Here is an 18,236-nt window from a genome sequence, read left to right on the forward strand (position 1 = left end):
GGCCATGGCAGAACACGTCATTCTCTTTGCCGGGCCGATGTGTGCAGGCAAGACCACCGCGATCCGCAGCCTGTCGGAGATCGAGACGATCTCGACCGAGGCGGCGAATACCGATCGCGAAACCGCCGACAAGGACACGACCACCGTCGCGCTCGATTATGGTGAGATCACCATCGGAGACGAGGACAAGGTGCGCCTTTACGGCCTGCCGGGCCAGCGCCGGTTCGATTTCATGTGGCGCATCCTGATGGAACGCGCGGTCGGACTGGTGCTGCTGGTCAATAATGACGCGGCAGACCCGTTGGGCCAGCTGGCCGAATTCCTGGAGGAATTCGCGGAACTTCACGAACGTGGCGGCATCGTGGTGGGCATCACCCGCGCCGATATCGCCGAGGGGCCTTCGCTTGGCGATTATGCGCAGACCATCGCGAAATCGACATCCGGCGCAATCATCCCCGTTTTCACCGTCGATGCGCGCGACGGCAATCACATGCAAACGTGCCTCCTCTCGCTCATCGCCAATATCGAGAGCCGGGCGGCACTGGCCTATCAGCAGGAGCAGGCAGCGTGAGCGACAAGCTTCACAAGAACCCGGTCGTCGTCGAGCACGCCCGTGCGGCGCTTGAGACGTTCCGTTCGCATTCGAAGTCGCTGGGATATGCGACGATCCTCACCACCGACGGTTTCGAGGTGGCCAGCATCGCAGGCGATGCGCAGCAGACGCGACGGGTCGCCTCCATGGCCTCCTCTATGCAGGCGCTGGGCGATGCGGTCGCCCGCGATCTCAAGATGGGGACCTGCGACTACATCATCATCGCTGCGCCCTCGGGCTATGTGATCCAGCTGCGTGTTCCGGGGTATGACCTTGTTATCGCAGCACATTTCGACTCGGCGGAAACGCTGGGCAAGGCCCTGTCGGTGGCGCGTCTCGCCGCCAATGACATGGCACAGGTTTCGGTGGCTGCTGCCGCCGCATGACGATGGGGAGTGGGCGGGCTCTCTTTTGTTTTTGGACCACCGCTTAAGGAAGGAAATGACAATGGCTACTGTTATTGATTCGACGAGCATCAAGGCAACCCTGAGCGAGCTGCTCAGCATCGATGGTGCGAAGGCTGCCGCGATCGTCGATTCGGAAAGCGGCATGGTGCTGGGCAAGGACGGTTCGGGCCTCGATCTCGACGTCGCCGGCGCCGGCAACACCGAAGTGGTGCGCGCCAAGCTCAAGACCATGAAGGCTCTGGGCCTGACCAAGGATGCGATCGACGACATCCTGATCACGCTGACCAGCCAGTATCACATCATCCGTCCGATCTCGGGCCGTCCGACCGTGTTCATCTACCTGGTCCTCGACAAGGAAAAATCGAACCTGGCGCTGGCCCGCCTCAAGTGCGCCGACTGCGATCGCGCCCTGGACGTGTAATCGCCTCGGGCCTTCAGCCATTACGGCGGGCCCGAATGAAAAGGGGCCGGATGCAGTTTGCATCCGGCCCCTGTTTCATTGGTTGGATGGCCGCTTATTCCAGCGTCATCAGGCTGGCGTTGCCGCCGGCCGCCGTCGTATCGGTAGAGATCGAAACCTCCTCCAGCAGCCAGTGCAGCACATAGGCGGGCTTGGGCTCGGCGCATTCCGCCTCGGTCGCCGATTGCGTCAGCACCAGCGGCCCGTCGATTTCGGCGAATTCGGCCAGCGCCGAACGCAATGCTTCCTCATCGCCTTCGACCAGCGCGCCTGCCAGCGGCGTGTGGCTTGGGGCCTCGATCCGCTCGCGCAATTCGGGCGGCAGGTTCGCGGCGAAATCCATGTTCTCCAGCACAGCGGTATTGCCGGTGGCAAGGACCGCCGAAAGCTGCTGGTAAAAGCCTGCCTCTGTCTTCGGGCGGATCAGGATATGGCCGCGATTGCGCAGCTCATACACGTTTCGCTCGCCCACGGGGCCGGGCAGCACTTCGCGATAGCCAAGCCCGCCCTGTTCGGCATGCGCCAGCGCCACGCTTGCCGCGCTCAGCTCGCCGCGCATGCGCAGCCAGTTGGCGAACATGTAGACAGCAGGGTCCGACATCGCCATCGGCAGGGCAGGGGGCGCGCTGACGAGGCGACCCAGATAAAGCGGACCGCCCGCCTTGGGTCCGGTGCCCGACAGGCGGTGCCCGCCAAAGGGCTGGCTGCCGACGATCGCGCCGATCTGGTTGCGGTTGATGTAGATGTTCCCCGCCTCGATCACCTGCGCCACCTGCGCGACCGTGCCGTCAAGGCGGGTGTGCAGGCCGAATGTGAGGCCATAGCCCGACAGGTTGATCTCATTCACCAGCGGGACCAGATCGTGGCGCGCGAATTTCGTCACGTGCAGCACGGGACCGAATACTTCGCGGGTCAGTTCGGTGGTCGAATCCAGCTCGATGATGGTTGGCGCGGTAAAGCTGCCGTGCTCGACGCCTGCGGGCAGTTTCTTGCGCGACACCTCGTGGCCTGCCGCTTCCATTTCGGCGATGTGGCTTTCGATGATCTCCAGCGCGTCATCGGTGATGACGGGACCGATGTCGTTCGAAAGCTTCGTCGTCTGGCCGATGGAGAGCTGCGCCAGCGCGCCCTTCAGCAGGCCCAGCGTGCGATCATAGACATCTTCCTGAATGCACAGCAGGCGCAGCGCCGAACAACGCTGACCGGCGCTGTCGAAAGCGCTGGCGATGACGTCGCGCACCACCTGTTCGGCAAGCGCGGAGGAATCGACGATCATCGCGTTGATGCCGCCCGTTTCCGCGATCAGCGGAATGGGCTTGCCCGCCGGTGAAAGACGCTTTGACAGCTGCTTCTGAATCAGCTGCGCGACCTGCGTCGAGCCGGTGAACATCACGCCCATGACTTCTTCCGAAGCGACAAGCGCTGCGCCCACCTTGCCGTCGCCCGGCACCAGCTTCAGCGCATGGTCGGGGATGCCGGCCTCGTGCAAAATGCGCACGGCTTCGGCGGCGATCAGCGGAGTTTCCTCAGCCGGTTTCGCCAGCACGGGATTACCGGCGACCAGCGCGGCTGCGACCTGGCCGGTGAAGATGGCGAGCGGGAAGTTCCACGGGCTGATCGCGCAGATCGGGCCCAGCGGCTGCTGCTCATGCCCGAAATGTTCGACCGCGCGATTGGCGTAATAGCGCAGGAAGTCGATGGCCTCGCGCACCTCTGCGATGGCGTTCGGCACGCTCTTGCCAGCCTCGCGGATGGTCAGGCCGATCAGTTCGCCCATGCGCGCCTGCATGGTGTCGGCGGCGCGGTGCAGGGCCGATGCGCGCTGGCTGACCGGGGTTTCCGACCAGTGCGAATTGGCCGCATCCTTCAACAATGACTTGACGTCATCGGGTGAGAGATCATGGCTGACGCCCACGACATCGCGGCGGTCGGCGGGATTGGTGACATCGCGCGCGGTGCCGATGCTTGCTTCGCCGGCCACCCAGTCATGCTCCGCGCTCGCCTTCAACGCTTCGGTCAGCGCGGCCAGCTGGAACTCGTCCGACAGGTCGATGCCTGCCGAATTCAGCCGCATCGGGAAGATCGCCAGCGGCAGCGAGATCTGCGGATGCATGGAGCCGGGACGCTCCATTTCGCTTACTTCCTTCACCGGATCGGCGACCAGATCGTCGATCTGCACATCGGGATTGTTGATGCGGTTGAGAAAGGACGAGTTCGCCCCGTTTTCCAGCAGGCGGCGCACCAGATAGGCAAGCAGCGTGTCATGCGTGCCGACCGGCGCATAAATGCGGCACGGGCGGTTCAGCTTCTTCTTCGGCACGACCTCGTCATAGAGTTCCTCGCCCATGCCGTGCAGGCACTGGAATTCATAATCGCCGGGCTGGAATTCGCGGCCAGCGATCTCGTCAGCAAGGTGATAGATCGTCGAAAGCGTCTGCGCATTATGCGTCGCGAATTGCGGGAAGATCTGCTCGCGCGCTTCAAGCAGCTTTCGCGCGCAGGCGTTATACGAAAGGTCGGTGTGGACCTTGCGCGTATAGACCGGGAAATCGGGCAGGCCTTCAAGCTGTGCGCGCTTGATCTCTGCGTCCCAATAGGCGCCCTTCACCAGCCGCACCGGAATGCGGCGCTCCGCCCGCTTGGCAAGGTCGATAACCCAGTCGATGACGGCGGGACAGCGGCGGCTATAGGCCTGGATCACGCAGCCAAGGCCGTCCCAGCCCTGAAGCTCGTGCGCGAGCGTCAGTTCCTCGATGATGTCGAGCGAGAGTTCGAGGCGGTCCATTTCCTCGGCGTCGATGTTGAAGCCGATGCCGTATGATTTCGCCAGCACTGCCAGCGCGCGGACGCGCGGCAGCAGTTCCTTCATGACGCGTTCTGCCTGAGCACGTTGATAGCGCGGGTGCAGGGCCGACAGCTTGACCGAAATGCCCGGCGCGGCATGGATGGGCTTGCCTCCCGCCTTGCGCCCGATGGCATGGATCGCCTTTTCATAGGCGGCATAATATTCGGCCGCATCGTTCAGATCGACGGCAGCCTCGCCCAGCATGTCATAGCTGTAGGTGAAGCCGCGCCCTTCGGGGCCGCGCGCATGGCGCATGGCCTCGTCGATCGTCTCGCCCGCGACGAAATGTTCGCCCATGAATTCCATGGCAAGCCGCACGCCCGAGCGGATCACCGGCTCACCCGCACGGGCGATCAGGCGCTTCAGCGCGGCGGCCAGATTGTTTTCGTCGGTACGTTCGGTCAGTTCACCCGTGACGACAAGGCCCCAGGTCGCGGCATTGACGAAAAGCGAGTGATCGGGCGCCAGATGCGAACGCCAGTTCCCGCGCGAGATCTTGTCCTTGACCAGATCGTCGCGCGTGCCGGCATCGGGAATGCGCAGCAATGCCTCGGCAAGGCACATCAGCGCGATGCCCTCTTCGCTCGACAGCGAATATTCGTGCATCAGCCCATCGACGCCCCAGCCGGTCTGCTTCTTGCGGACCTTCATGACGAGGGCGCGGGCGGTGCGCTCGATCTCTTCCTTAAGATGCGGCGGCATTTCCGCCTGCGGCAACAATTCGGCCACGCACTCGGGCTCCGCCCGGCGATAGGCTTCGGTCACGGCAATTCTCAGATCGCTGGCTTCGCGGATGGGGGGTGCGAAGCGGGCGAACGGGTCACGCAATTCGGAAGTCGTTTCGAGCATTGTTTCCTTTCGTCGGGGCCAGTGTCCGCCTGAGCGGTGTTTCCCCTCTCCATGGGAGGGCGCTAATTTCGGGCGCCGGTCTTGCAAGGCCAGCAAGGGTGGCCAAATCATGTCTTTATGTTAGCTGCAACTGCTTGCGGCTCACTTCGATCCGAAAAGACAGACACTCGACCGAAAAGAGGACCTATGAATACGGAAATTACCGGCTCAGACCGGATTGCGCAATCGAACGGACGCGTGCTGCTTGTCGGCTGCGGCAACATGGGCTTTGCCATGCTGCGCGGCTGGATCGAAAAGGGAATTCCGGCGAATCGCATCGATGTCGTCGAACCTAACGATGACCTCAGGAAGCGGGCTGCCAGCACCGGCGCATCGGTCCACGCCTCGGCAGAGGACATGACCGGGGGCGAGGCCCCGGCGATGGCGATCATGGCGGTAAAGCCGCAGGTGATGGCCAAGGTGCTGGAAAGCTATCGCGGTTTTGCGACGCGCGGCACGACATTCGTTTCCGTCGCCGCCGGCACATTGATCGAGACCATCGAAAAGGCGCTGGGCGGCAAGCCTTCGGTCATTCGCTGCATGCCCAACACCCCGGCCTTTATCGGCGAAGGGATGATGGTCTGCGTCGCCAATGAAAAGGTCGAGGATGCCGACAAGGCCCAGTGTGAAACCCTGCTGTCGGCTGGCGGCAAGGTCGCTTTCGTCGAAGAAGAATCCATGATGGATGCGGTCACCGGCGTTTCGGGTTCGGGCCCGGCCTATGTCTTCCATTTCATCGAGAGCCTGTCGGCAGCGGGTGCTGCAGCCGGTCTTCCGCCGGAATTGAGCGAGGAGCTGGCGATCCAGACCGTCTATGGCGCGGCCAAGCTGGCGCGCGAGGCGGACGAGGATCCGACGCAGCTGCGCAAGAACGTGACCAGCCCCAATGGCACGACGGCCGCGGGCCTGTCGGTCATGATGACCGACGACCGGCTGAGGACGATGATCGAAGAGGTGGTGAACGCTGCCGCCGACCGTTCACGCGAATTGGCGAAGGACTGATCGTTTACGAAGGAGCGGGGGCCTGGGCCCCTGCTTCTTCCGTCTCGTCCTCATCCACGCGCCGCACGTCGACGGCGTATTTCAGCTTTTGGATGGTATTGCCGATGAACACGCCGTCGATCGGCGAGACATCGGCGAAATCGCGTCCCATGCCGATGGTGACATGGTCGGTATCGGCCAGCCGGTCATTGGTCGGATCGAACGCGACCCATCCTGTTCCCTCTCCGCACCAGACCGCCACCCATGCATGCATGGCGTCGGCACCGACCAGCTTTTCCTCTCCCGGCGGGGGCAGCGTATTGAGATAGCCCGACACATAGGCCGCCGGGATCGCATGGCTGCGCAGCGCGGCGATCATCACATGGCTCTGATCCTGACAGACGCCGCGACCGGCGCGAAATGCATCGGCGGGCGATGTCCGGCTGTTCGAGCTTCCCGAGACATATTTGATCTTTTCGTGCACGGCATGGTTCAGCGCGTACGCTGCATCCAGTATGTTGCAGTCCGGCTGCAGCATGGGCGCGGCCCAGTCGGCGATATCGGGATCGAGCTGCGCAATGCGCGAGGCGAAAAGATAAGGCGCCGGCGAGCGCACCGTCAGATCGCGGGATAGCACCGCCTGCTCACGCAGCTGGCTGATGGTGAGCGGCGATTGCGGCGGAGGCGGCTGCGTGATCGCGACGTGAAACCTGCTCGTCACCGTCAGTTCGTGCAGTGGCTGCGTGAATTGCAGCCGTGTCGTATTGACGAGATAGGGTCCGTCCGCCTCCGTCATCAGGGCGGGCGTGGGGTCGACGGTAAGGCTGTCGTCAAGGATGACCTGCCCAGGCCAGCGATAGGGGCGCAGGCGCAGGTTGAAGCGGGCCTGCGCTATCTCTGCGGCATAGGATACGGTCGAGGTGTGCTTGACCCGATAGGTTACGGTTTCGCTCATCCTGCCATCACCCCAGCAATGCCGATCCGTCACGCGTGACGGGCAGGTCGGGTTGCAGGAAATAGCGGCGTGCGATCGCGGCATTCAATGCCCCCAGATCGTCGCGCAGGCTGGAAATCGTGGGACCGTCAAGCTCATCCGCATCAAGCCCCGCGATCCGTGCATCGAGCAGGCGCGCGATGCGGTGCGGCTCTTCCGACATGCCGTCTTCGCGCAGCACGGGGAGCTGCGAGAGATGATTGAGGATACGCTGGACCTGATAGGCCAGCCCCCGCGGTTCGCTTGGGTCAAGGAGCGCCATGTCAAGCACCGGGGCGATAAAGGGAATGGTCAGATAGCGGCTGCGGTACAGCGCCGTGCCGTCGATCATTTCGAGAAGTGCGGAAAGATCCTCCGCGCTGGCGCTGCCCGGCACGATGGCCTGCGCGCTTTGCAGCATGAGCGATCCGCGTTCCAGCGCGATGCCCATGTCGAAAAAGCGCCATGCCGCGCTGCGCCCGAGGTTATCGGACAGGAGATGCGTCATGGCCGCCGAAACGCCCACGATCATGTCGCATGCCTCCGACATGGATTCGGTGTCGCGCACGTCGATGGGTGGCGGTAAGCGGTGGATCGCGCGCCAGCTGTCACGCGTCAGCCGGTCGCGCAGCAGCAGGGCGATCTCTTGCAGCCGACCGATCAGCGCGGGGATGGAGCCGTTGAGATCCTTAGCCGTCAGCGCCGAGGCCGCGACCTGCCGCGAACGCTGCTTCTTGCCTGCTGGCGCTGCACCCCAGTTCACCAAAAGCTGCGACAGGCGGCGGCGGGTGGTTTCGGCATCGCTCTGGCTCGCCGGATCGCCGGGCATATCGGCATTGGCAAGCAGCGTGCGCACCACGCGCGCCGTCTGCTGCGCGCGTTCGCCATAGCGGCCCAGCCAGAAGAGATTGTCGGCCGCCTGGCTGGGCAGCAGCCCGGCTGCGCGGCGCACGACCGGGGCTGACAGGGCGGGTGGGTCGACGGTGCGGGCGCTGTCCTGGCCTTCGACGATGCAGACATCGGCGGAAATATCCTCCGCCCCCATCAATGCGCTTCTCAGGTTGGGCTGGCTCGACACGCGGCCAAAACCGCCGGGCATCGCGACCCAGCGGCCATCGGGCCCGCGGGCCAGAAATGCGCGCAAGACAAATGGGCGCGGCTCGAACCGGCCATTGATCACGGCAGGGGTCGTGGACGTCTCGACCATTTCCTGCGCGACATAATCCATCGGCCGGCGGCGCATCCCCTCGACCAGCGCGGCGCGCTCTTCGGGGTTCAGGTCCGAGCCGAGGCGATTATCCGCGCCGGACAAGCCTGCAACATCGTTACGAAAGCTGGAAGCGAAGACCAGCCTGTCGAAATTCGCCAGCGCATGCTCACGCTCCGCCTGCTGGCCGCACCACCATGTCGCGACATTGGGGAGGATCAGCGGCCCGCCGGTCAGCACCTGCGCCAGACGCGGCAGGAAGGCTGCCATGGCCCGCGATTCCACGACCCCCGCGCCGGGCCAGTTGGCGATGGACAGGTCACCGTGACGGCACGCATCGATCAGACCGGCAACGCCGATCTGCGAATGCTGGTCAAAGGCAAGCGGGTCGATATCCGCAGTGTTGATCCAGCGCCAGAGCCCGTCGATCCGCTTCAGGCCCGCGATGGTGCGCACATAAAGCCGCCCATCGCGCACGGTAAGATCGCGCCCTTCGACCAGCGAGAAGCCGAGATGGCGGGCCAGATGGGCCTGCTCGGGATAGCTCTGGTTGAAACGACCGGGCGTCAGCAGCCCGATGCGCGGTTCGCTGCGCGTGCAGTCGGCCGCAATGCCAAAGCGCAAGGCTTCGAAGAATTCGGCCAGGCGGCGCGTGCCGATGGATGCCAGCAGGCTGCCGGTGCTGCGCGCAAGGGCAAGGCGGTTTTCCAGCGCATAGCCGACACCGATGGGAAGGCGCGCCCGATCGGACAGCACGCGCCAGTCGCCGGCGGGATCGCGGACGAGATCCACGGCATAGACGCGAAGGTGATAACCGCCGGGCGGCTGCAGCCCCACCATGCGCCGCGCGAAATTGACGCTGCCCGATGCAAGAGCCGCGGGGAGGTGGCCATTGGCAATGGTCTGCTGGTCCCCATAAATGTCGGCCAGCAGGCTTTCGTAGATTTCCGCCCGCTGGATCAGCCCGGCCTCTATCCCTTGCCATTCGTCGGCACCGATGAGGATCGGCATGGGGGCAAGCGGCCAAGGGCGTTCGCGGTCGTCCCCCGTTACGCGGAAGGCCAGGCCCAGATCCTCGACATTGCGGTCGAGATAGGACTGTACCTGCGAAAGGTTGCCCTGTCCGGCAGAGGCCAGCCCGGATGCCACGGCATGCCACTGCGCGGCCATGTCGGGTCTGGCGGCGGTGAAGATGTCACCGCCAGCGGGCGCGCGATACCAGCCCAGCGGATCGCTGCCGGGATCGGGGCCGAAAAGCGTTTCGCCCTGCAGGTTCGATCCCGCTTCGTTCATCAGCGGGGCGCCGGTCGCCTCAGGTCCAAAGTCATCGGGAATTCACCACCATCCTCTGCGGGCGGGATCTCGGCATGGCCCGGCGTATGCCCAAAGGGCTGGAACCGGGCGCGGCGCCGTGCCTCCGCCTCAAAATCATTGACCGGCACATCGTCGTAGTTTCGACCACCGGGATGCGCCACATGATACACACAACCACCCAGCGAGCGATTGTTCCATGAATCGAACACATCGAAGGTGAGCGGAGCGTCTGCCGGGAGCAGTGGATGCAGGCATGAAGGCGGCGCCCATGCCTTGTATCGGATGCCGCCGACGACTTCTCCCGGCACGCCGGTCGGGTGAAGCGGTATGCGTCGTCCGTTGCAGGCGACGACATGGCGGCCGGGGACCAGCCCGCGCGCCTTGACCTGCAGCCGCTCGGTCGAGCTGTCGACATAACGCACCGTGCCGCCGATCGCGCCGGTTTCGCCCAGCACGTTCCACGGCTCCAGCGCATGGGCGATCTCTAGGGCGACACCGCCTGCTTCCACTTCGCCGTGGATAGGGAAGCGGAACTGGCGCTGCGCCTCGAACCAGTTGGGATCGAAATCGAAGCCGGCATCGCGCAGGTCCGCCAGCACGTCCATGAAATCCGCCCAGCAGAAATGCGGCAGCAGGAAGCGGTCATGCAGGGTGGTGCCCCAGCGAACGAGCGACCCCGATAGCGGCTTTTTCCAGAACATCGCGGTCAGCGCGCGGATCAGCAGGAGCTGCGCCACGCTCATCTTCGCGTCTGGCGGCATCTCGAACCCGCGGAATTCGACAAGGCCGAGGCGGCCCGTCGGACCATCGGGCGAATAGAGCTTGTCGATGCAGATTTCGCTGCGGTGGGTGTTGCCCGTCACATCGACCAGCAGATTGCGGAACAGGAGGTCGCTGATCCACGGGAACTGCGGCGGCGTTTCCGGCCCCGGCACCTGCGCCAGCGCGATGTCGAGTTCATAGAGGCTGTCGTGCCGCGCTTCATCGAAACGCGGGGCCTGGCTGGTCGGGCCGATAAACAGGCCGGAGAACAAATAGCTGAGCGATGGGTGACGCTGCCAATAGAGCACGAAGCTCTTCAAAAGATCGGGGCGGCGCACGAAGGGGCTGTCGGGCAGAGTCTGGCCGCCCAGCACGATATGATTGCCGCCGCCGGTGCCGACAGAGCGGCCATCGACCATGAACTTGTCGGCGGTCAGGCCAACCTCGCGGGCGTCTTCGTAAAGCCCCTCGGTGATCGCGCAGATTTCCTCGAAGCTGGCGGCAGGGTGGATGTTCACCTCGACCACGCCCGGATCGGGGGTGACCTTCATCACATTGACGCGCGGGTCGGGGGGAGGGGAATAGCCCTCGATCCGAACCGGCTTGTTGAGACGCGTCGCCACCTCCTCGATCGCGGCGACGAGTTCGAGGAAATCCTCCATCGCCTCGACCGGGGGGATGAAGACGGACAGGTACTGCCCGCGCGGCTCCACCGTCAGTGCGGTGCGGACAGCTCCGGCGACAATTTCCTGCTCCACGCGGTCCTGCGCGGCACCTTCGGCAGCGGCAACGCGTTCGACGCGCTGATCGGTGGGCGCGAAACCCTCTGGCGGCGGGGCGGATTCGCGGGTGTCGCTGGCGGCTTCGCGGCCCTGATGGCGGAAATCGGCCAAAGGCTCTGCCGCATCGGTCGAAACCGTCGGGTGGATATAGGGGAAGTCGGATTTGGACACATGGGGCAGCGACCCCAGCGGCAGGCGATAGCCCAATGCGCTGTCACCGGGCACCGCGAACAGGGCGCCGCGCCGCGTCGTCCATTGCTCGGTCTTCCAGCGCGGGCCCTTGGCAGGCTGGGCCTGCTGGCGCTGGATGGGGAGGGCGAAACCCACCGGCTTCGTCAGACCGCGCGTGAAGGTCTTGACGATGCGCTGGCGTTCTTCGGGATCGTCGATCTTGGGGTCCAATGCGGTGACATTGACCGGCAGTTCGCCCTCGCGCTCGATCCATTTCTGGGGATCTTCATAGACCGCCTGCACTGTGTCGCCGGTCAGGCCCAAGGCGCTGGCCGTGCCTTCGATCAGCTGCTCGGCGTCGCCGGCATCGACGGTCTGCTCCAGCTTCGCCTCGGCCTCGGGATCGTCGCTGCCGCCCGCGATCAGATCGGGATTGTTCCAGATCGGCTTCCCGTCATGCCGCCAATAGAGCGAGAAGCCCCAGCGCGGCAGGCTTTCGCCCGGATACCATTTGCCCTGTCCGTGATGCAGCAGCGCGCCCGGTGCGAAACGAGTGCGCAATTTGCGGATCAGCTTGTCGGCATAGGCGGCCTTGGTCGGGCCGACAGCCTCTCCGTTCCATTCAGGGGCTTCGGGATCGTCGGCAGCGACAAAGGTCGGCTCACCGCCCATGGTCAGGCGCACGTCGCCTTCATCCAGCGCCTCGTCCACCTTGGCGCCCAGATCGAGCAGCGCCTGCCAGCGGGTGTCGGTGAACGGCTTGGTGATGCGCACCGCTTCATGCACGCGGTCGACGCTCATCTCGAAGGTGAAATCGACCTCTGCCGGTTCGGCAACGCCGCTGATCGGCGCGGCGGAGCGGTAGTGCGGCGTGGCGGCCAGCGGAATATGCCCTTCGCCCGCGAACAGGCCGCTGGTGGGGTCAAGCCCGATCCAGCCCGCGCCCGGCACGAAAATCTCACACCATGCGTGGAGGTCTGTGAAATCTGCTTCCGGCCCCTTGGGACCTTCGACCGGGATCACATCCGCCTTCATCTGGATCAGATAGCCCGACACGAAACGTGCGGCATAGCCAAGGCGGCGCAGCAGATTGACCAGCAGCCAGCCGGTGTCGCGGCAGCTTCCGGTACCCAATGAGAGCGTTTCTTCGGGCGTCTGCGTGCCCGGTTCCATACGCACGACGTAATTGATGCGCTGTTCCAGCGCCATGTTGATCCCGACGAGGAAGTCGATGGTCCGGCCTTGCTGCTTGCCCTTCCACTCCTCGACCAGCGCCTCGAACAGCTCGCCCGCCGGTTCGGCGGTGAAATAGGCGGCAAGCTCGGCCTTTGCCTCTTCGGTATAGCTGAAGGGGACTTCCTCGGCCTCTTCCTCCACAAAGAAGTCGAAGGGGTTGATGACGGCGAGATCGGCGATCAGGTCGACGTCGATCGAGAAATTCGTCACTCGTTCGGGAAAGACGACGCGCGCCAGCCAGTTTCCGTGAGGATCCTGCTGCCAGTTGATGAAATGGCCCGCCGGTTCGATCTTCAGCGCATAATTGGGCACCTCTGTCCGCGTATGCGGGGCAGGGCGCAGGCGTATCACCTGCGGGCCCAGCCTTACCGGGCGGTCATAGGAATAGGCGGTGCGGTGGTGGAGAGCGGCTCTGATCATGAACCGCTTATCGGGCCGCGCGGGCGCGCATTGCAACTGCGAATTATCGAGCCGGTGCGCAATATTCGTAAAATCCGCCGTTCGGCGCACAATAGTCTAATTTTGCTTGTCCAGCTCCCGCCCGATCTGCAGCGTGCCGTCACCATAGAGATAGCTTTTCTCAAAACCGCCAAGGTCGGTCAGCCGCTCCATGTCGAGGATGGTGATCCGCCCGCGAGAGATATCGGCGATGCCGCTTTCGCGCAGCTGGCGCACCACCCGGTTCAAATGGATCGCGGTCGTGCCGCAGGCATCGGCCATTTCCACCTGCGTCAATGGAAAGGGAAAGCCTGTGGGATCGGCAAGGCCGACGAAATTCAGCCGGTGCCACATTTCCGCGATCAGATGGGCAAGCCGGCCATCGGCGTTGAGCTCTTCCAGCTTCAGGATCCATTCGCGGTGCACGGCGGCATCAAGCAGGGTCGAGAACCAGAGCAGCCGTGCCAGATGCGGCTCGCCCGTTAACAGGCTGGCGATCCGGCGATGCTCGACATAGCCCAGTTTCGCCCGGCCGATTGTCACGACGGAATGATCCAGCCGCTTCAGCGCAAAGCCGTGAAGGTCGACGAAGTCGCCGGGCACATGCAGGGCCACGATATGACGCTTGTTGTCACGTTCGATGACGCGCGCCATGAATCCCTCGATAAGCAAGGTGCTCTGTTCGACGATGTCACCGCGCATCAGGATCGTGTGCTGGCTCGGAACATCCTCCACATTGGTGATCAGGTTTTCGAGCACTTCGCATTCGCGCTGGGTCATGGCGTGACGGACACGACCCAACAGGAAGCGCCAGCTATAAGGGTACTGCTCTCGGGTCATGGAAAATTCGCTCCTGCCCGCGGCAAGCGGCGGGGTGCGCGCGATGGGTGGAAGCTTGCTCTGACGCTTGGGCGAAGCAGGTCGATCCTGCAGCGGGGCATGGCGATCCTTCGTTTTGCGATGATCGCCCGCGCGGCAATAATCTGGCGCGAGAAATCAATAAAAGTTTATTGGCTATGCGAACGGTTATGAAATTGCCCTGCACGTAGCCGCACCAAGTTACAACCTTTGTGCCGCGCCGCTGTTCCCCTGCAAATTCAGGAAATTCCATTGCCGGGCGGGTGCCGGGAACATCCTCCATGGGAAAAAGTTTCTATGCGACAGGGACATGCGATGTCAGGAAACCGCGTGTAGCCGATCTTATTCTTGCGCGATCGCAGCCGGCGGCCGCCGCGATTTCTCCCCGATCAGAGTGCGGGGATCAGCCAGCTAAAGGGGCATTGGGGAATGAACGAGGCTGCGCATAGGCCTGTCCAGGTTCTGGTCGTGGATGACGAGGCGCTTGTCGCCTTCGACATCGCCGACCAGTGCGAGGCAGCCGGCTATGAGGTGATCGGGCCGGCTCTGACCTTGAATCAGGGCCTCGAACTCGTGGCGCAGCACACGCCTTCGCTCGCCCTGCTCGACATCAATATCCGCAATGAACTGGTCTGGCCTCTTGCACGCGTCCTGCGTGAAAGGTCGGTGCCGACCGTGTTCATCAGCGCGAATTGTCGCCATGCCGAGATCGACAACGAATTCACCGCCGCGGCGTGCCTCGATAAGCCCATCAACTGGGATCAGGTGATGCAGACCGTCGCGCCGTTGCTAGGCCTGCCTTACGCGGCGGATTGATTATCGGCCGAAGACCGGTCGGGCAATCAGCCGGGCTGGTCGAGGCCCGGGATGATGAGCTTACGCCGGAAGAAGCCGTCGCCTTGCTCGCCTTCGACGCTGGCGTCGAGCTGTCGGGACGACGCCTCGATCAGTCGTGTGCCGAAACCTGCCGGATTGGGCTTGTCGCTGCCAACGGTGCCCGTCTCGTTCCATGCCAGTTCGACCTTGTTGTCCTCGTTTGTCCAGACAACCTCCAGTGTGCCTTCACTGTGTGACAGCGCGCCATATTTCGCGGCATTGGTCGCCCATTCATGCAGGATGAGGGCAAGGGGCGTAAGCTTGGGGATGGGCACGATCACCCTTGGCCCGTTGACGCGGATCTGCTGATTTCCCGCTGACGGGGCGATGACGGTATCGATCAGCTCCTCCAGCACGACCGGGTCGTCACCCACCGATTGCTGCGTTAGCCCGTGGGCGCGGTTCATTGCGCCCACGCGGCCGCGCAGATCCTCGGCAAAGCCGTCGACGGTTTCGGCATCGCGCCTGCTGATCGAGATCATGCCGCCCACCACCGCGAACAGGTTCTTGATACGGTGGTTCATCTCCCTCAGCAGCAATTCGCGCTGTTCGATCGAACTGCGTTCCGAAGTGATGTCGAAGGCAACGCCTGCCATCGTACGTTTGTTGTTCTTGTCGACCATGCGGCCCATCGACCGGATCCAGCGATAGCTGCCATCGTTGGTCTTGACCCGATAGCTCTCGTCGAATTCCTCACCGCTCGAGATCGTGCGGCGAAGTGCTTCTTCTACATCGGCGCGGTCATCTTCGTGGATGCGCGAAATGACATTGCTGATCTGATCGGCCGAGGCGCGGTCGATCGACAAAAGAGCGCGCTGCGTATCGTCGAGCGCGGTTTCGCCGGTCGAGGGATCATATTCCCAGATGCCGATTCGCGCGACCTCGACGGCGAGCTTCAGCCGTTCGCGCTGGCTTATCAGCTCGCTTTCCATCGTCAGCGCCTGCGTCACGTCGGTGAAGATAAGCGTGGCGCCATCGAGGGAGCCATCCGCCTTGCGATAGGGCACGGCGCGCAGGGCGAAAACCCGGTCACCGGACGCGTCGGTGACACGCGCATCCTGCGTTTCGCCGGTCGACGCAACCGTGCGGGCCAATTCGATATGCTGCTTGCTCTGCAGGTAATCGCTCACTTCGATCAAGGCGCGTCCCTTGTCTCCCGGCTGGAAGGGAAAGAGCGTCTTGGCAGCGTCGGTAAAGCTGCGAATGCACAGGTCCTTGTCCAGCACGACGACGGCAAGCTGGGTGGAATCGAAGAAATTCTTGAGGTCCGAATTCGCCACGGTGAGCTGGTCGACCTTGGTCTTCAGCTCGTCATTGACGGTGGTCAGCTCCTCATTCGTCGACTGAAGCTCCTCGTTCATCGACATCATTTCTTCGTTGGAGCTCTTCAGCTCCTCGTTCGCCGTTTCCAGCTCCTCCACCGTGGTGCGCAGGCGATGGCGGGTGCGGCGAAGTTCTTCTTCGAGCAGGTGAACCTGGTCGTCGGGCGCGGTGAGCTCGAGAAATTCTTCCTCGTCATTGGCTCGGAAATTGCCCGTTTCGCGGATGACCACCAACATGGTGCCGTCGCTGACGGGTTCGCAGATGACATTGACCGGCTGCGTGCCGAAATCGGTCTTCACCTCGACATCTCGGGCGATGCGCTTGCGATCGTCGGTCGCGGTCTGGCGGATCAGTCCACCCAATGCCTCGCGCAGGCCCGGTTTCGCAAGCGAGGGCACATAGAGCCTGCGCTCCCGCTCGTTCGGAAACTCGAGATAGCGGCCGACGCGGCCCCAACTGTTGATCAGCCCAGCCGACTTGTCGACCAGCAGCGTCGCGGGCGCATAGGTCTGCGCCCGGCGCAGCGCCTCGCCCTCGACCCAGCTTTGCGAGCGTTCGTCGCCATCGTCCTGCGTCCTGCGGCGTGCGCGCTTTCGCGTGGGGGCGGGCAGGTCGAGCGAATAGTTGCGCGGCCCGTTTTTACGCCGGAACAGGCGCACACGCTGGTCGGCAGGTTCGAACAGATCGTCGAACTGCGTCACGCTTTCGGACGGGCCGAGGAAGAGATAGCCGCTGGACTTCAGCGAATAATGGAACAGCGGGATGACCGTCTGCTGCAACCGATCATCGAAATAGATCAGCAGATTGCGGCAGGATACGAGATCGATCTTCGAAAACGGCGGATCCTTGATCACCGAATGCGAGGAGAAGCGGATCATGTCACGCACCGGCTCGCAAATGGTGAAGGTTTCACCATGGCCGACGGTATAGTTGGAGCGCAGCGGTTCGGGAATATCGGGCAGGTGCGACACCGGATAGGATGCCGCCCGTGCCAGCTGCAACATCTGGTCGTCGATGTCGCTGGCGAAAATGTTGATGATCGGACGCGTCGCATATTTCACGCGCGCGGCGTGGAACAGCATCGCGATCGTATAGGCTTCCTCACCACTGGAGCAGCCCGGCACCCAGACGCGCAATTCGTCGGAATCGCGCGCGGTCGATACCATCGGTTCGATAACTTCGTCGTTCAGAACGCGGAACGCATCGGGGTCACGGAAAAAGCGCGTGACATTGATGAGCAGGTCGCGAAACAGCGCCTGGCACTCGTCCTTGTCGGTGCGGATGCGGTTCAGATAGACTTCGCCGTCACCGATGCCCAGCACCTGCATCCGGCGCTGGATGCGGCGCGACAGGGTCGAACGCTTGTAGCCGGAGAAATCGTGCCCAACCGTCTCTCTTAGGGTCGCGCACAATTCGTTGACGTGATCGGCGACGAAAACCGCTTCGCCGCTCGCTTCGCCGGTTTGTTTGCGGCGGTCGAAGAAATTGCGCAGGCAGGCGATGATCGCCTCCGGCTCCTCGACAAAATCGACAAGGCCAGTGCCGACTGCCGATAGCGGCATGCCGTCATAGCGCGCGCTCTGCGGTTCCTGCGCAATGGCAAGCCCGCCGTTTTCCTTTACCGCCCGCAGGCCGCGGCTGCCGTCCGCGCCCGTGCCCGACAAAATGATGCAGGCCGCCATCGCGCCCTGATCTTCGCCAAGCGATTCGAAGAAATCGTCGATCGGGCGGCGCATTCCGCGCGGCGTGGCAAATTCGGTGAGCTGGAGGACGCCATTGTCGATCTCCAGCCCGGAACCGGGCGGGATCACATAGACGTGATCGATCTCGATCTTTTCGCCGCCCTCGATCTGCTTGACCGGCATGTTGGTATAGCGCTCGATCAGCTGCGCCATCATCGATTCATGCGTGGGGTCGAGATGCTGGACGATGACGAACGCCATGCCCGGCCGACCCTGATAGCCCTGAAGCGTCTCGCGCAGAGCCTCCAGCCCGCCAGCGGACGCCCCGATCCCGATTATCGGAAAAACATCTGTCGCGCTGTCATGCGCCATTAGGATGCGACCCCTCCTGCTGCGGGCAGGGGGGTAGACGAGAAGGGATAGTAAAGCAATGCCATAAAC

At 63.3% G+C, this 18,236-nt stretch carries 11 protein-coding genes; 5 read left to right on the plus strand and 6 right to left on the minus strand.

Features of this window, described 5'->3' with window-relative positions; genetic code table 11:
• Nucleotides 1-4: 4 nt before the first annotated feature.
• From A9D13_RS19415 to A9D13_RS19425, 3 genes are all read left to right on the plus strand, one after another.
• The gene (locus tag A9D13_RS19415; protein ID WP_066777786.1) at nucleotides 5-571 is read left to right on the plus strand and encodes a GTP-binding protein; all 567 of its coding nucleotides are present in this window, start codon (nucleotides 5-7) and stop codon (nucleotides 569-571) included.
• Nucleotides 568-978, plus strand: coding sequence for a roadblock/LC7 domain-containing protein (locus A9D13_RS19420; protein WP_066777789.1), 411 nt, complete (start codon nucleotides 568-570; stop codon nucleotides 976-978). The genes A9D13_RS19415 and A9D13_RS19420 overlap by 4 nt, the downstream gene beginning before the upstream one ends.
• 61 nt (nucleotides 979-1,039) lie before the next feature.
• Nucleotides 1,040-1,420, plus strand: a complete 381-nt coding sequence (locus A9D13_RS19425; protein ID WP_066777792.1) for a hypothetical protein — start codon at nucleotides 1,040-1,042, stop codon at nucleotides 1,418-1,420.
• 94 nt (nucleotides 1,421-1,514) lie between these two features.
• Here the strand turns inward: A9D13_RS19425 and putA are convergent, their stop codons facing one another.
• Nucleotides 1,515-5,153, minus strand: a complete 3,639-nt coding sequence (putA, locus tag A9D13_RS19430; RefSeq protein WP_156522198.1) for a bifunctional proline dehydrogenase/L-glutamate gamma-semialdehyde dehydrogenase PutA — start codon at nucleotides 5,151-5,153, stop codon at nucleotides 1,515-1,517.
• Between the two features lie 186 nt (nucleotides 5,154-5,339).
• On the opposite strand from putA, the gene proC reads away from it, so the two are divergent.
• Nucleotides 5,340-6,194, plus strand: a complete 855-nt coding sequence (proC, locus tag A9D13_RS19435) for a pyrroline-5-carboxylate reductase (RefSeq protein ID WP_066777794.1) — start codon at nucleotides 5,340-5,342, stop codon at nucleotides 6,192-6,194.
• Nucleotides 6,195-6,198: 4 nt separating this feature from the next.
• Here the strand turns inward: proC and A9D13_RS19440 are convergent, their stop codons facing one another.
• The 4 genes from A9D13_RS19440 to A9D13_RS19455 form a co-directional block, all read right to left on the minus strand.
• Entirely contained in the window at nucleotides 6,199-7,128 is a 930-nt protein-coding gene (locus tag A9D13_RS19440; RefSeq protein WP_066777795.1) for a transglutaminase family protein, read from the minus strand.
• A gap of 7 nt (nucleotides 7,129-7,135) precedes the next feature.
• Nucleotides 7,136-9,646 carry a circularly permuted type 2 ATP-grasp protein gene (locus tag A9D13_RS19445; protein ID WP_066777797.1) on the minus strand — a complete coding sequence of 837 codons (2,511 nt, stop codon included), beginning with the start codon at nucleotides 9,644-9,646 and terminating at the stop codon, nucleotides 7,136-7,138.
• The gene (locus A9D13_RS19450) at nucleotides 9,646-13,038 is read right to left on the minus strand and encodes a transglutaminase family protein (RefSeq protein ID WP_066777799.1); all 3,393 of its coding nucleotides are present in this window, start codon (nucleotides 13,036-13,038) and stop codon (nucleotides 9,646-9,648) included. The genes A9D13_RS19445 and A9D13_RS19450 overlap by 1 nt, the downstream gene beginning before the upstream one ends.
• Nucleotides 13,039-13,134: 96 nt before the next feature.
• Entirely contained in the window at nucleotides 13,135-13,896 is a 762-nt protein-coding gene (locus A9D13_RS19455; protein WP_066777805.1) for a Crp/Fnr family transcriptional regulator, read from the minus strand.
• 447 nt (nucleotides 13,897-14,343) lie between these two features.
• On the opposite strand from A9D13_RS19455, the gene A9D13_RS19460 reads away from it, so the two are divergent.
• Complete coding sequence (locus tag A9D13_RS19460) at nucleotides 14,344-14,730, plus strand: response regulator (protein WP_066777808.1); 387 nt, start codon at nucleotides 14,344-14,346, stop codon at nucleotides 14,728-14,730.
• 26 nt (nucleotides 14,731-14,756) lie between these two features.
• On the opposite strand, the gene A9D13_RS19465 is transcribed toward A9D13_RS19460, so the two are convergent.
• Nucleotides 14,757-18,167, minus strand: a complete 3,411-nt coding sequence (locus A9D13_RS19465) for a chemotaxis protein CheB (RefSeq protein ID WP_066777811.1) — start codon at nucleotides 18,165-18,167, stop codon at nucleotides 14,757-14,759.
• Between the last annotated feature and the right edge of the window lie 69 nt (nucleotides 18,168-18,236).

This window comes from Croceicoccus mobilis, from assembly GCF_001661965.1.
In the GTDB taxonomy this organism is placed as follows: Bacteria; Pseudomonadota; Alphaproteobacteria; order Sphingomonadales; family Sphingomonadaceae; genus Croceicoccus; species Croceicoccus mobilis.